Below are 13620 nucleotides of genomic sequence, written 5' to 3' on the forward strand. Positions count from 1 at the left end.
CTTTTTTCCGAATTAAAAAAGGGTTTGTTGCAACCAGCGATTTTGAAATTTGGCAGTAGGATCGTACATCTGGGCTTGTCTTTGAATGTTAAATTTTCGGTCTCTGGGATCATTGCCCACTCCGCTGTTGTACATCCAGTTCCCCCAATTACTGTGAACGTCATAATCGAGCAGGAGGGCTTCAAAATAAGCTGCTCCTATTCGCCAGTCCTGTTTTAATTCTTTTGCCCAGTAGGAGGCAACGTTTTGTCTGCCCCGGTTACTCATCCATCCGGTATTGGCCAATTCTATCATATTTGCGTTAACGAAGGGTTCTTTTGTAGTTCCTTTAATCCAGGATTTTTTAGCTGCCTCCGAATTGTTCCATGGGTAGTCTTTCCCGAGGATACCACCCAGATGAAATATAGCATCTCGGTGTTTCATGGATACGTATTTAAAGTAATCTCTCCAGATCAGTTCAAAGATAAGCCAGTAAGTGTCCTGGTTCTTTTTCACCTCTTTTTCAAACTTTTTCACCTCCCGGTAAATGGTTCTGGGGGATAGACTTCCATTAGCCAGCCATGGCGAAAGTTTCGAACTGTAGTCTTTCCCAACCAAGCCGTTCCTGGTTTTTTTGTAATAGGCCAGTTTTCCCGTCTTCCAAAAGTATTCATCTATCCTTGCGAGGGCGGCATCTTCTCCCCCTTTAAATGGGAATGCCGAGTGGGGGTGGGATGCAAAGGATTCAAAGCCCAGATCTTCCAGTTTGGGAACGGAAGCCTTTTCGGGGATAATATTTTTCGGCTCTTTGGGATCGGGAACCGCAATGGTATCTCTGACCTGCGATTGTTTTTCACATGCTTTTCTGAATTGGGTAAAGACTTCAGGGATTTTTGACATATCAGTGAAGGGAATGTCCTCCGGATGGAAGAGAAACTGGTCAAAACTCTCTATAAATTCTATCACATGGGAACACTTATTTCGCACTTCCGCCAACTCCCGAACCTCATCCCTTGTCCATTCTTTCTGAAGGTAAACCTTATCTATGTTGTGCTGTTCTATCAATCCGGGGATGACGGCCTCCGCTTTTGCAAAATAAACCAGCAAAGTAATATTGAGGGAGTTAAGATTTTGTTGCAAGGTGTTGAGGCTTTGCAATAAGAATTTTGCCCTGTACTTCTCCATTTTTTTGAATCCAAAATCTCCTACCTCAAAAAGTGAAGGATCAATACAATAAACGGCCAGCACCTTTTCGCCCTTGCAAGCTTTTTGAAGGGAGGAGTTGTCTGCAATTCGCAGATCGTTTCTGAACCAGACTAATGATTTCATTGTTTGTTTTTATTTATTCTTTCGACATCGCTCGCTACAGTAGCGAACCTCTTCCCAATCTCTTTCCCATTTCTTTCGCCAACTAAACGGTCGGCCGCAGTGAACACATATTTTAACCGGTAAATTGGGTTTCTTATGAGCCATGTTCTATGAAATTGGGTTCAGAACCGGGCCTTGCATAGGATAACCTGCCCAGGAAAGCGGGTAAGGCGTATCCGTCCTGTCCCATGGCTGTTACTGTATTTATCTTATTCAATTCCAGAAACCCGTCAGGATCTTGTATAGCTTGTGGGAAATAGATGTGTTCAACAGCCCCGATCACAAGGATACAGCCATTTTCTTCCAGGAGATAATGGTTTTTGTAAGTGCAACCAATCTTTAATTGGCTTTCTTTTACATATGGTGCTTTAAAATCATCGAGGTATTGTGCTGTTAGACCTACCGCCTCAAATTCGGAATCTTCCTCCTTGTATTTAGCGGCTGTCTGATGCGCCTGCTTAAAGAATTCTGATGAGACCTGATTTACGGTAAATTGCCCCGTTTGTTTAATATTATTAAAAGAATCCCGTCTTACGGTTAAAGGGCGCAATACAAACCCTATTAGAGCCGGAGAACTGCCGATATGCAAGAGTGAACTAAAGATAGCCAGATTTGAATTTCCCTCACTGGATCGGGTCCCCAGGAGGTTACACGACTTGTATCCTGTTATACTGTTGATAAAATTGGCCCTATATCGGGAATTCAGTTTTTCAATCTCCTGCAGATCTAAATGTGCCATTTATTTAGGTGTTTAACAAAACTATTAAAAAGTTAAACAAAATAGCGTTAAGGGTATAATAAAATCGCAAGAAGCGCTCTGCTGATAATTTCTTACTTTTATGATCTTAAACTCATCCAGAGGGAAACATATGTCTCAAACCCCCAAAAACATTGCTATTGTAGGATCTGGACTTGTAGGTTCACTCTTAGCGATTTACCTGCGACCCTATGGGCATCGGGTAACAGTATTTGACAGAAGACCGGACATACGCACCGTCGAATTTTCAGGTCGGTCTATCAACCTGGCCATGAGTGACAGAGGCTGGAAAGCCTTGAGGGAAGTTTCGCTCGAAAAGCAGATCAAGGAAATTGCAATACCCCTTAATAAAAGGGCCATGCACGTTCTTGGAAAACCTCAATATTTTCAGAAATACGGAAAAGAAGGGGAAGCGATCTGGTCTATTTCCAGGGGTGTCCTCAACCGCAGGATGATTGACCTGGCGGAAGAGGCCGGCGCCGAATTCAAATTCAATGAGAAGGTCTGGGATGTAGATTTGCCTACGGCAACACTCTATACAGGAGAATCTGAAAAAAGTGAGTGGAAAGAATACAAATTTGACATCGTCTTTGGCTGTGATGGTGCATTTTCGAGGATTCGACACAAAATGCAGAGAAGAAGCCGTTACAACTACTCTCAGCATTTTCTGGATGTTGGGTATAAAGAGCTTACTATTCCACCCAATAAGGATGGATCACACAAACTCGACAAACATTCTTTTCACATTTGGCCCAGGGGAAAATTCATGTTTATTGCCATGCCCAATCTGGACGGAAGCTTTACCTGCACCCTCTTTTTACCTTTTGAGGGGGAAGTATCCTTTGAGAAAATAACGACAAAGAAAGAAGCAAAAGCATTCTTCACCACGTATTTTCCGAATGTGATGCAGGATATAGAGAATCTGACAAAGGACTTTTTTAATAATCCCACAAGTGCCATGGTAACCATGAAGTGCTATCCATGGACCTATTGGGATAAGGTGGCCCTTGTTGGGGATTCTGCCCATGCCGTGGTGCCTTTTTACGGGCAGGGAATGAATGCAGGTTTTGAGGATATTTACACCCTTAACAAGATTATGAAAGAATTGGGAGACGACTGGGAAAATATATTTCAGACCTTTCAAAAACAACGAAAGCCCAATGCAGATGCTATCGCGGAGTTGAGTTATAGGAATTTTATTGAGATGAGTAGTAAGACCGCTGATCCTTCTTTTTTACTTCAGAAAAAGATAGAGAAATGGTTTGCAGAGAAGCACCCCAAACTATGGGAGCCCACCTATTCAAGGGTGACCTTTTCTGACAGGGCCTATGCAGAAGCTTTGGCTATAGGGGATATTCAGGAGGAGATAATGCAGGAAGTCATGAAAATGCCGGGGATAGAAGAAGACTGGCGAAATAAAAAGGTGGAGGATCGCATATTACAACTCCTCGAGCAAAAACAGCAATTCTAAGGCTTATTCTTCCTTCTCATTTCGGAGCGCCTCATGGGCATACTATCTATAATTTCAAAGACAACGGAGGGCTCAGCAAAGTATTCCGATTCCCATTTTACTCCTCCGTCTTTTCCAATTAGAAATACTCCTTCAGATCGGGAAATTTTGTCAGGTGGCAAAACTTGAGAAATAATTTTGAAGTCTCCGTCCCTGGTGACTTTTCCGTCAAAAATCAGGAAAATCAAGTTTCGTTCTTCCATCTCCTTTTGATACGCCTTAAACAGTTTGATTTGTTCTGTGCTTTTTTCCAACATTTCTCCGGGGTCGAAAAGAAAAAGAATGCGATTTTTCCAACGATAATCACTAAGATCCTGAGAATACATGCTTATACTTATAAAGAAAATAAGACCTAAAAATAGTTTGAAATACCGCATAACAAATACTTCCTGGAATAAAAGTATAAAAAAAGCCATCCGAAAAGATGGCTTTAGATTTAACAGGTGAGATTAATTATATCTTGTCAAACATCTTATGCATTTTTTCCTGCTCCTCTTCTGCCAGGACAGGATCAACTAAAATTCGTCCACTGTGTTCGTCAGTGATAATTTTTTTTCTCGATGCAATCTCTACCTGTACCTGAGGTGGAATTGTAAAGAAAGATCCACCTGAAGCCCCTCTTTCAATTGGAACAACGGCAAGACCATTCTTAACATTAGTGCGGATTCGTTTGTAGGCCTTCACTAGTCGCTCTTCAATCTGCTTCTCGTATTTGCCCGATTGTTCTAGAAGAGCCTTTTCCTCTTTCTCTGTTTCGGCGAGAATAGCGTCTAGTTCATTTTTCTTGTGTTTAAGATGTGCCTCGCGTTCAGACAACTTCTCTTTAGTTTCAGCGATCACTTCCTTTTTCTGCTCTATCTGAGCCTTAAATTCTTTGATATTCTTTTCCGCCAATTGGATCTCCAATTCCTGAAACTCCACTTCTTTGGCCAGGGAATTGAACTCACGACTGTTTCTTACGTTTTTCTGTTGCTCGGCATACTTCTTAATGAGAACTTTTGACTCGTCAATAAGATTCTTCTTAGCTGTGATCTCGTAATTTATAGTCTCAAGATCTGTCTTAAGCTTGTCCATCCTGGTCTTAAGTCCCAGTACTTCATCTTCCAGGTCTTCCACTTCAAGGGGTAATTCTCCCCTTACATTGCGGATTTCATCTACCCGTGAATCGATCAATTGCAGATCGTATAGGGCTCTTAATTTATCCTCTACTGTAGCTTCTTTCTTTGCTGCCATATATTAATAATACTTAATAGGATTGGTTTTGCTTTCCGATAAAGCGACTGCAAAATTAGGGATTTTTTTTGTAAGATAATCTACCAATAGATTTTTTGTGTATTGTTCTGATTCGTAGTGTCCTATATCAGCCAGGAGGATACTTTCTTCAGCTTCGAAAAATTGATGGTATTTCAGGTCTGAAGTAACAAAAGCATCCGCTCCTTCTGCCCGGGCAGCAGAAATGGCAAAAGCTCCGCTTCCCCCTAAAACAGCTACTCTTTGTATCTTTTTATTCCGAAACGCCGAATGCCGTATACATCCCACCTTCATTTTGTCCTTCACCATGGCGAGAAAATCAGCTTCCTTCATCGGTTCTGGAAGCATGCCGATCATACCCATTCCTTCCGAAGGATTTGTATTGTCTAGCGTAATTACTTCGTAGGCTACTTCTTCATATGGGTGACTATCAAAAAGCGCCCGAACTATTTTTTTCTCCAGTCGCTCCGGGAAGGTCATATGGAGCTGAAGTTCATCAGTGATTTCAATTTCGCCCTTTTTACCCAGGGTAGGTGCTGAGCCTTTTTCAGGCATAAAACTCCCTTTCCCTTCTAAAGTAAAGCTGCAATGACTGTAGTTGCCTATAGCACCTCCGCCTGCAGTGAACAAGGCATCCTTCACCTTTTCCACAGCATTCACCGGAATGTAGGTGGTCAGTTTTTTTATTGTATTCGTTTTCTGGATCAGGATTTGTGGATTCTCAATGCCCAGTACTTCGCATAGTTTACCATTGACACCCTGGGACACATTGTCCAGGGCAGTATGCATGCTGTAAATATTGATATTGTGTTTAAGCGCCTTCTGAACGACCCTTTCTACATAAGTTCTGCCGGTAATTTTCTTCAGCCCGGAGAAAATGATAGGATGGAAAGTTACGATGAGGTTAAACTTCCTGGATATGGCTTCATCAACTACGTTTTCCAGGGCGTCGAGGGTAACCAGAATACCACTTACCTCGCTTTGTGGATCCCCGAGGAGAAGGCCTACATTGTCATATTCCTCTGCAAGGCTCAACGGAGCCAACTCTTCCAGAATATCCGCAACTTCTTTTACAATCATGTTTATTTAACCGAGCTTCAAAGATAAAATATTATATTTTCGTTCCGATGCAACTCCTGAGAAAAATAGCCTTTCCCTTTTCGCTGCTTTATGCGATAGTGGTCTACCTTCGTAATCTCTGCTATGATACAGGCCTTTTCAATTCAAAAACCTTCGATACTCCAACCGTCTGCATCGGTAACCTCAGTACCGGCGGAAGTGGAAAAACACCGATGATAGAATGGGTTCTGAAACATTTAAATCAAAACAAGTCAATCGCTGTTCTGAGTCGGGGATACAAAAGGCAATCACAAGGGTTTTTATTTGTAAATCCTGATATGAGTCCGGAAGCCGCCGGGGATGAGCCCTTGCAGATCGCAACCAAGTTTCCAAATACCGTTGTAGCCGTCGATCCAAACAGACAAAGTGGTATTAAAATATTGGAAGAACAGGTGATTCCTGATCTGATCCTGCTCGACGATGCTTATCAACACCGAAAAGTAAAAGCGACTTTTTATGTGCTGCTTACAGCGTATTCTCAGTTGTATACTCGCGACTGGTATCTCCCTACCGGAAACCTCAGGGATCATAAAAACCAGGCTAAAAGGGCAAATGTGATCATTGTCACCAAATGTCCTGCTCAATTGTCTGAGGAAGAACAGAATGAGGTCATACGCAGTCTGGCTCCCCAACCTGAGCAGCAGGTTTTATTTTGCACTTTGGCTTACAAGGAAAAGGTGATCGGAGTCAATGAAACGCTAAGTCTGGAAAGTTTGAAAACAAGAGAAGTAATCTTGGTTACAGCTATTGCCAATCCCGAGCCATTACTTCAGTATCTCCGGTCCAAAGGAATCCGGTATGATCACCGAAAATTCCCCGATCATCATTACTTCACGGAAAAGGAGAAAAGTGAGTTCAACAAAGCACCCGTGATCCTGACCACAGAAAAAGATTTTACCAGGATGGGGGGTAAGGTAGACAATGCCTATTATTTAGGAGTGGAGCACAGATTTCTAAATGATGGAAAGGAAAAATTTATCGGGCAGCTCAATAGCCTATGAGGCTGATTTTTTCTGCTTGGGTTCCACGAAGTTTTCGCCGATTTTTTGATAAAACACTTCAGGCTTGAAAGGCTTTGTCACCACATCGTTACACCCGGCCGCATAAAAAGACTCCAGGCTGTCGTCAAGAGAAATAGCGGTTAAGGCAATTATAGAGGTCTGGCGATCGAATTTTCTGATTTCTATAGTGGCTTCAACACCGCTGATTCCCGGCATATGAATGTCCATTAAAATACCGTCATATTGGTTCTTATTCGCCTTGTCGATGGCCTCCATCCCGTTTTCAGCAATGTCACAAGTAATTCCGCGTTTAGCCAGCATCTTCTTCGTAATTACCTGGTTGATCTTGTTGTCTTCAACGACAAGGACGTGAAGGCCATTCAGATCGTACTCTTTCTGTTCAATTTCAAAAGGAACATCATCCACCAAACTGTCTTTTGCCTTTAGCTCGATCTCAAAGTAAAATGAACTTCCTTTCCCGATATCACTTTTCAGGTGGATCTGACTGTCAAACAATCCAAGTAGACTTTTTACGATGGTAAGACCAAGGCCGGTTCCTCCGTATTCTCTGTTGATTTGGATAGATCCCTGTTCAAAACTGTCAAAAATACTCTGTTGCTGTTCCTTGCTTATGCCAATGCCGTTATCTCTGACTTCAAAATATACGGTGACATTTTCTTCTTCTTTTTTAAGGAGTTTGGCAATTACCCTAACTTCTCCATTTTTAGTAAACTTGATAGAATTTCCTATTAGATTGATCAGGATCTGAGAGAGTTTTAATGGATCACTCATCAGATGTTGGGGAATGTTATCATCGTATTGGAGAATGATCTTGGTATTTTTCTCCTTGGCGCTTTGCTGTAGCGAATCGATCACCTCACTGATGATCTTTTTCAGATAAAATTCTATACTTGCAGGTTCCAGTTTATCCGCATCAATTTTATTGATCTGAAGAATATCATTGATAAAGTTCAGGAGATAATCTCCGGAAAATTTGAGGGATTTCAAATGTTCTTTCTGATGTTCCGGCGGATTTTCCTCTAGGAGTAAATGCGTTAATCCGGTTACCGCATAAAGTGGTGTTCGCAATTCGTGACTAACTGTTGACAGAAAATTTGTTTTGGCCTCCATAGCCTGAACCGCAGCATCACGAGCTGCTTGTAATTCTCTGTTCTTGGTCTGTAAAAGATCGTTTGTCTTTAGTTTGATCTGGTTGTTGCGATACAGGGAAACGGCCAGCAGTGAAATAATGGTTAAGAATGCTGAGGTTAGAATGGCAGTGATTTCAGATCGGTTGGCAGATTCACTGAGTTCTGCTATACGCTCGTCTTGTCGTGAAATTTCTGCCTGGGCATCTTCCATTGCCAGCTTATCTGCTTTGTTGGTCTCTGCCTTTAATTTATCGAGGGTAAATATGGAATCCTTGATCTCAACAATATTTTCTTTGTATTCAAGGGCAAGTTTGTATTGAGCATCTTTCTCGTAGGCCAGGGCCAGATATTCATTAGCCTCCAGAAATTCAGTCTTGAAATTATTTTCCTCCGTCAGTTTCAGGGCACTCAGACTGTTTTTAATGCTTTCTTTATAGTCCTCAGTTTGCAGATACATTTCTGCCAGGCCCAGATGGGCTTTGGTGGTAAGGAAATTCTTTTCAATCGGATCCGTATTTACAAGTAAGGCGTTAAAACTCGTAGAGGCCTTCTCGTAATCCTGTATTCTCATGTAAATCATACCCTCCAACAAGACCATATTGTTTAGAAGATTCCTGTCGTTACTGAGTTTCTTAGCGTCATTCAGCTCTTGCAAGGCCCTAAAATTGAGGTCCGAACTAAAGAGCATTTTAGCTTCCACGTATCTGGCAAAACCTTCTCCTGAAGGATAAGAAAGATAGCTTTCGAGCATACGTTTCGCCCTGTCCAGGTAAAACTCAGCCTTTTGATTGTCTCCGCGTAAAAGATTCAGCAAGGCAAATCGATTGTAAGTTCCAATCATTCCCTTTTCGTTCTCATTTTCCTCAGCAAATTGCTGCGCCTGATCGAGGACGTCAAAGGCTCTGTCTAGTTGATCCTGATTTTTAAGCGAGGTATATTCCTCAAAGTATTCGGAAAGGGTGGCTTCAATATTGGCGCTGTCCTGCGACCAAAGGGGCATTAGGGAGGTGACCAGTACAAAGAGTACCAGCAATCCTAAGCGGTGTTTATATGGTCTAAGATCAATCAAAGATATTCTTTACGCTCTAAATATTGAATCACATCGATGATCCTGCTGCTGTATCCGGTTTCATTATCATACCATCCGATAACCTTTACCATCTTACCGAGTACAGATGTCATCATAGAATCAAACGTACAGGAATAACAACTATTGTTTATATCAATAGAAACTATAGGGTCTTTCGTATAAAAAAGTACGTTTTTTAGCTCATTTTCAGCAACTCTCTCAAAAGTATCATTAATTTCCTGAATGGTCGTATCTTTTTTAACGTTAAGCGTAATGTCTGTAAGTGAGCCATTTGGAACGGGTACTCTGATGCCACAGCCTCCTATGGCATGAGCCAAATCGGGGAATATACGGGTTAAAGCCTTGGCGGCCCCGGTAGTTGTGGGAATTATAGATTGTGCAGCGGCTCTGGCCCTCCTGAGATCACGATGAGGACGATCGTGAAGGCTTTGATCTGAAGTAAATGAATGAACTGTGGTGATATAGGCTTGTTCCACTCCCCAGTGGTCATCTAAGACCTTGATCATAGGTGCAGCATTGTTGGTGGTACAGGAGGCATTTGAGATAATATGATCATCTTTGGTGAGCGTCTCATGATTTACCCCAAATACGATCATTTTGATATCCTCATTTTCCGGTGGAACAGCCAGGACTACCTTTCGGGCGCCATTTATCAGGTGTTTCTCCAGGATTTCTTTGGATTTGTATTTCCCTGTTGCTTCAACTACCAGGTCTACTGAGGCTGCGGTCCAGTCTATCTTGGAGGGGTGATCTTCACTGGTCATTAGGATTTCCTGTCCATTGACCAATAAAATATGATCCCGAGTTTCAACCTGCTGGCCAAAAGGCCCATGAATACTGTCGTATTTTAATAAATGAGCGAGGGTTTCTGTGTCGGCCAGATCATTAATGGCCCTGACCCTGATATGGGGATGGTCCTGTAGCAGACGAAACAAGGTCCGGCCGATACGACCAAAACCATTGATTCCTATATTTACCATTTTCATTAGGTTTCAAATGTGTAGGTCGGGAAGGAACACAATCTGGTTCAGTCGCTTTGGACCTATTTCTCAGAGGATGTGTTTATGAGCCTTGTATGAAGAGCGAACCAACGCCCCACTTTCCACATGTCTGAACCCCATTTCAAGGCCCAGAGTTTCATATTTCTTAAATTGTTCCGGTGTGATAAATTCTTTTACCGGGAGGTGCTTTTTTGAGGGCTGCAAATACTGACCTATAGTGACCACATCCACATTTGCATTGCGCAGATCTTCCATGGTTTCGATTACTTCTTCCTCCAACTCTCCAAGACCCAGCATAATTCCTGATTTGGTTCGGTTTACCCCGGCATCTTTCAAATATCTCAGAACAGATAGACTGCGCTCGTATTTGGCCTGTATCCTTACTTCACGGGTCAACCTTTTTACCGTTTCCATATTGTGAGAAACCACCTCCGGTGCTACCTCAACGATTCTGTCCAGATGTCGTTCTATTCCCTGAAAATCCGGGATAAGGGTCTCTAAAGTGGTTTCTGGATTCATCCTGCGAATTGCCTTTACGGTCTCTGCCCAGATGATAGAACCCATATCTTTTAAGTCGTCACGATCCACAGAAGTGACTACCGCGTGTTTTATTCCCATGATCTTGATGGATCGGGCTACTTTTTCAGGTTCTTCCCAGTCTACCTGCTCTGGCCGTCCAGTCTTTACACCGCAAAAACCACAGGATCGGGTACAAATATTCCCCAGGATCATAAAGGTTGCTGTACCTTCTCCCCAGCATTCACCCATATTGGGACAGCTTCCCGAAGTGCAAATTGTATGCAGGTCGTACTTGTCCACCAAAGCTCTCAGTTGAGTATACTTCTTCCCTGTCGGGAGTTTTACCCTCAACCATTTAGGTTTGCCTTTCGGTGGGGCCATAGTGGCCGTACTTTCTTCGCTCATAGATCAATTTTTTACAAATATACGAACAAAAATTATCGCAATTTTAAGGCTTAGAATGGGATTATTATTTCGCCTTGATCATTTCTGCAAGTAGCTTTTTTGCTCTCAGCAACTTAACTTTAACATTGTTGATGGGCTCATTCAATTCCTCAGCTATGGCCGCATAAGTGAGTTCCTGGAAATACCTCAGGTTGATCACTTCCCGGTAATGTGGTTTCAGGTTTCTGATGTGCCCGAGCAGGCTGGCCAGGTTTTGCTCTTTGATCAACTGATCTTCAGCACTAGGGGCGTTGTCGAGGACTTTTTTAATGACTTCCTGATTTCCCGTATGATGCTGCTCCCAAACGTTCTTTTTCCGTTTCCTGACCATGTCGATATGAATATTCTTGGAGATGGTGAATAGCCAGGTTTTAAATTCATAAGAAGCATCATAGCTGTGAATTTTATCAAATGCCCTCGAAAACGTCTGAATTGTGATATCCTCAGCATCATTTTCATTTTTTGTCCGACTCAGCTGAAAGCCGTAAACTTCGTTCCAAAATCTGTCCAGGAGCGCACTAAAAGCCATCTGATTACCGGCCTTGGCTTTCTCAATATTCTCCTTTAGGGTATGGGATGAGGTATCCAATATTATTGATTAGGGAAGCGAGGATGATCGAATAATTTAGCCTATTGCAAAGTGGAGGATTCGTTTCTGCATTCTTGCTCTTCAGGTAATTTGCCGCACATCCCACAGGGTTCTCCGCCTTTATTCAGGAAAGGGCTTTGACTGGCACAAGTACCGGCAAATTTACCGTCTTTCTGTGTCCATATCTTTATGGCAATACCGGCAAAAGCCAGTGCTAACAGACCAATTGTCAATAAAACTAACTTCATAGTTCTGATTTGTACAAAGATATAAAAAAAAGCCCCCAAAAAGAGGGCTTAGTGCTTAATCAAAAACCAAAAATCTAATACGAAATATTGGCTACGATGTTCTGTACAGTCGGACTTTGGTTACCTCCCAGGGGTTCAATGGTAATGTAGCTTATGGCATTCTTACCATAAGGTAGTGGAAGCAACTTATCTTTGTCTTCAATGCTTTTAATGATTCCCAGATTCACCATTTCTCCATTGACCTCAGCCCACATTTGATAAACCCGATCTTCAGGGAGGTTTGGTAAATTTCTAACATTGATATAGGACAATTTTTTTACCGGATTTACATAAGCCACGGCTTTCAATTCCCTGGCCTTTTCATTGCCATTGACCAGATATTTCTTTGTCTGTGGGTTATTCAGGACAATAAACTGGTTTCGTACATCCTCCAATTGTTGTTTCATATCCGCTTCCAGGTTCTGGATACGGTTGTTTACCATGGTATTTTCATCCTTGAGGTTCATATTCTGATTCCAAAAGAAATACGATGAACCTGCGAAAAGGAAGGCAGCAATACTGGCAGCTATAGCGTATCGTCGGAATTTTCTTCTTCCTACATCCTGTGTTCTGATCCTTTGAAGTATTTTCGCTTTGAGACCTTCGGGTGCCGTCATGGCATGCATCTTGGCATATATCTCCAGATTCTCCTGTAGCTCTTCAAATTGCATCCTTACATCCGGATACATCACAATATACCGCTCAGCCCGGGCAGTTTCTTCAGGGCTGGTTGCTCCGAGAAGGTACTTCTCCAGCAAGTCGGAATCCAAAAAGTCTTTAATTTTGTCTTTCATCACTTTAGAATTAATAGGATCAGCACAAGCAGTGAACTACCGTAAATTTTTCCTAATTCTCTCAGGCCTATTTTTAATCTTGATTTAATAGTACCGAGGGGAATGTCTAGTTCATCGCTGGCTTCCTGCTGGGTCATTCCCTGAAAAAAAAGTGCGTCAAGTACCACCTGGTATTTATGCTCTATCTTTTCGAGATTTTCCCGGACATCCATAAACTCCGGTTTAATGGCGTCAATCCCTAGCTTATATACGTTTGAAACGTCTAATTGGATCTCCTTATCCGATTTTGTTTGTACGCTTCTTAGTTTGTCAATCGCAGTATTGCGAATAATTCTGAAAAGCCATGTAAACAATTTTGCCTTGGCCGGATCGTAAGTATGTGACTTTTTCCAGATTTTTACAAAGCTCTCCTGCACTACGTCCTGTGCCAGTTCTTCGTCCCGCACCACCTTAAAGGCGACACCGTAGAGCGTATCTCCGTAGTGGTCGTACAAAAGGGAGATAGCCTTTTCATTGCGTTCCTGTAGTAATTCAACAATATGTTTTTCAAGCAGTATGCTCATGGGTGGATGAGATATTAAAAAATACCCCCTGGGGCATCCAAAAATATCACTTTTGGCGTATATAGTGGAAACGCTAATTTATAAAATTGATTCTTATAACAACGGGATCTTAAATTTAATTAGATAAATGAGCAACTGATTATTGCTCATAAAGTTTTTGGTTAGTTTGGTTTGAAGTAACCTTCGGAATTTAAGAT

The 13620-nt window shown here is 42.1% G+C and carries 15 protein-coding genes; 2 read left to right on the top strand and 13 right to left on the bottom strand.

Features of this window, described 5'->3' with window-relative positions; all coding sequences use genetic code 11:
* Positions 1-12: 12 nt before the first annotated feature.
* The 3 genes from EQY75_RS02340 to EQY75_RS02350 are packed head-to-tail and all read right to left on the bottom strand — an operon-like array spanning position 13 to position 2086.
* Positions 13-1308: a DASH family cryptochrome gene (locus EQY75_RS02340; RefSeq protein WP_129602528.1), complete on the bottom strand. Its 1296-nt coding sequence runs from the start codon at positions 1306-1308 to the stop codon at positions 13-15.
* Positions 1309-1317: 9 nt separating this feature from the next.
* Complete coding sequence (locus EQY75_RS02345) at positions 1318-1452, bottom strand: DUF2256 domain-containing protein (RefSeq protein ID WP_129602530.1); 135 nt, start codon at positions 1450-1452, stop codon at positions 1318-1320.
* Complete coding sequence (locus EQY75_RS02350; RefSeq protein ID WP_129602532.1) at positions 1442-2086, bottom strand: flavin reductase family protein; 645 nt, start codon at positions 2084-2086, stop codon at positions 1442-1444. The genes EQY75_RS02345 and EQY75_RS02350 overlap by 11 nt, the downstream gene beginning before the upstream one ends.
* 130 nt (positions 2087-2216) lie before the next feature.
* Between EQY75_RS02350 and EQY75_RS02355 the strand changes: the two genes are divergently transcribed.
* The gene (locus tag EQY75_RS02355) at positions 2217-3575 is read left to right on the top strand and encodes an FAD-dependent oxidoreductase (protein ID WP_129606896.1); all 1359 of its coding nucleotides are present in this window, start codon (positions 2217-2219) and stop codon (positions 3573-3575) included.
* Here EQY75_RS02355 and EQY75_RS02360 read toward each other — a convergent pair.
* Genes EQY75_RS02360 through EQY75_RS02370 form a run of 3 tightly spaced genes read right to left on the bottom strand, consistent with a single transcriptional unit; the run spans position 3572 to position 5945 of the window.
* Entirely contained in the window at positions 3572-4030 is a 459-nt protein-coding gene (locus tag EQY75_RS02360; protein WP_129602534.1) for a DUF4174 domain-containing protein, read from the bottom strand. The genes EQY75_RS02355 and EQY75_RS02360 overlap by 4 nt on opposite strands.
* A 37-nt stretch (positions 4031-4067) precedes the next feature.
* The gene (locus EQY75_RS02365) at positions 4068-4847 is read right to left on the bottom strand and encodes a zinc ribbon domain-containing protein (protein WP_129602536.1); all 780 of its coding nucleotides are present in this window, start codon (positions 4845-4847) and stop codon (positions 4068-4070) included.
* Between the two features lie 3 nt (positions 4848-4850).
* Positions 4851-5945, bottom strand: a complete 1095-nt coding sequence (locus EQY75_RS02370; RefSeq protein WP_129602538.1) for a Nif3-like dinuclear metal center hexameric protein — start codon at positions 5943-5945, stop codon at positions 4851-4853.
* A gap of 47 nt (positions 5946-5992) precedes the next feature.
* Between EQY75_RS02370 and lpxK the strand changes: the two genes are divergently transcribed.
* Positions 5993-6985 (top strand): tetraacyldisaccharide 4'-kinase, encoded by a 993-nt coding sequence (lpxK, locus tag EQY75_RS02375; RefSeq protein ID WP_129602540.1) that lies wholly within the window; start codon positions 5993-5995, stop codon positions 6983-6985.
* On the opposite strand, the gene EQY75_RS02380 is transcribed toward lpxK, so the two are convergent.
* The 7 genes from EQY75_RS02380 to EQY75_RS02410 all read right to left on the bottom strand — a co-directional run bounded on the left by EQY75_RS02380 (position 6980) and on the right by EQY75_RS02410 (position 13423).
* Positions 6980-9205 (bottom strand): tetratricopeptide repeat-containing hybrid sensor histidine kinase/response regulator, encoded by a 2226-nt coding sequence (locus EQY75_RS02380; protein ID WP_246019960.1) that lies wholly within the window; start codon positions 9203-9205, stop codon positions 6980-6982. The two genes, lpxK and EQY75_RS02380, sit on opposite strands and share 6 nt — an antisense overlap.
* Complete coding sequence (gene gap / locus EQY75_RS02385; protein WP_129602543.1) at positions 9202-10212, bottom strand: type I glyceraldehyde-3-phosphate dehydrogenase; 1011 nt, start codon at positions 10210-10212, stop codon at positions 9202-9204. The genes EQY75_RS02380 and gap overlap by 4 nt, the downstream gene beginning before the upstream one ends.
* 63 nt (positions 10213-10275) lie before the next feature.
* Positions 10276-11151 (bottom strand): lipoyl synthase, encoded by an 876-nt coding sequence (gene lipA / locus EQY75_RS02390; protein ID WP_129602545.1) that lies wholly within the window; start codon positions 11149-11151, stop codon positions 10276-10278.
* Positions 11152-11215: 64 nt separating this feature from the next.
* Positions 11216-11719: an RNA polymerase sigma factor gene (locus tag EQY75_RS02395; RefSeq protein WP_425462155.1), complete on the bottom strand. Its 504-nt coding sequence runs from the start codon at positions 11717-11719 to the stop codon at positions 11216-11218.
* A gap of 101 nt (positions 11720-11820) precedes the next feature.
* Entirely contained in the window at positions 11821-12027 is a 207-nt protein-coding gene (locus EQY75_RS02400; RefSeq protein WP_129602549.1) for a membrane or secreted protein, read from the bottom strand.
* 74 nt (positions 12028-12101) lie between these two features.
* Positions 12102-12860, bottom strand: a complete 759-nt coding sequence (locus EQY75_RS02405; RefSeq protein ID WP_129602551.1) for an anti-sigma factor — start codon at positions 12858-12860, stop codon at positions 12102-12104.
* A complete protein-coding gene (locus EQY75_RS02410) occupies positions 12860-13423 on the bottom strand; it encodes an RNA polymerase sigma factor (protein WP_129602553.1) in 564 nt (187 codons plus the stop codon). The genes EQY75_RS02405 and EQY75_RS02410 overlap by 1 nt, the downstream gene beginning before the upstream one ends.
* Positions 13424-13620: the final 197 nt, after the last annotated feature.

This window comes from Muriicola soli (genome assembly GCF_004139715.1).
GTDB classification, from domain to species: domain Bacteria; phylum Bacteroidota; class Bacteroidia; order Flavobacteriales; family Flavobacteriaceae; genus Muriicola; species Muriicola soli.

Excerpts from the sequence above, each read along its gene's own strand:
- EQY75_RS02345 (WP_129602530.1), bottom strand. The coding sequence starts at position 1,452 with ATGGCTCATAAGAAACCCAATTTACCGGTTAAAATATGTGTTCACTGC.
- EQY75_RS02400 (WP_129602549.1), bottom strand. The coding sequence starts at position 12,027 with ATGAAGTTAGTTTTATTGACAATTGGTCTGTTAGCACTGGCTTTTGCC.
- lpxK (WP_129602540.1), top strand. The coding sequence starts at position 5,993 with ATGCAACTCCTGAGAAAAATAGCCTTTCCCTTTTCGCTGCTTTATGCG.
- EQY75_RS02350 (WP_129602532.1), bottom strand. The coding sequence starts at position 2,086 with ATGGCACATTTAGATCTGCAGGAGATTGAAAAACTGAATTCCCGATAT.
- EQY75_RS02360 (WP_129602534.1), bottom strand. The coding sequence starts at position 4,030 with ATGGCTTTTTTTATACTTTTATTCCAGGAAGTATTTGTTATGCGGTAT.
- EQY75_RS02370 (WP_129602538.1), bottom strand. The coding sequence starts at position 5,945 with ATGATTGTAAAAGAAGTTGCGGATATTCTGGAAGAGTTGGCTCCGTTG.
- EQY75_RS02395 (WP_425462155.1), bottom strand. The coding sequence starts at position 11,719 with ATGGCTTTTAGTGCGCTCCTGGACAGATTTTGGAACGAAGTTTACGGC.
- EQY75_RS02405 (WP_129602551.1), bottom strand. The coding sequence starts at position 12,860 with ATGAAAGACAAAATTAAAGACTTTTTGGATTCCGACTTGCTGGAGAAG.
- gap (WP_129602543.1), bottom strand. The coding sequence starts at position 10,212 with ATGAAAATGGTAAATATAGGAATCAATGGTTTTGGTCGTATCGGCCGG.
- lipA (WP_129602545.1), bottom strand. The coding sequence starts at position 11,151 with ATGAGCGAAGAAAGTACGGCCACTATGGCCCCACCGAAAGGCAAACCT.
- EQY75_RS02410 (WP_129602553.1), bottom strand. The coding sequence starts at position 13,423 with ATGAGCATACTGCTTGAAAAACATATTGTTGAATTACTACAGGAACGC.
- EQY75_RS02355 (WP_129606896.1), top strand. The coding sequence starts at position 2,217 with ATGTCTCAAACCCCCAAAAACATTGCTATTGTAGGATCTGGACTTGTA.
- EQY75_RS02365 (WP_129602536.1), bottom strand. The coding sequence starts at position 4,847 with ATGGCAGCAAAGAAAGAAGCTACAGTAGAGGATAAATTAAGAGCCCTA.
- EQY75_RS02340 (WP_129602528.1), bottom strand. The coding sequence starts at position 1,308 with ATGAAATCATTAGTCTGGTTCAGAAACGATCTGCGAATTGCAGACAAC.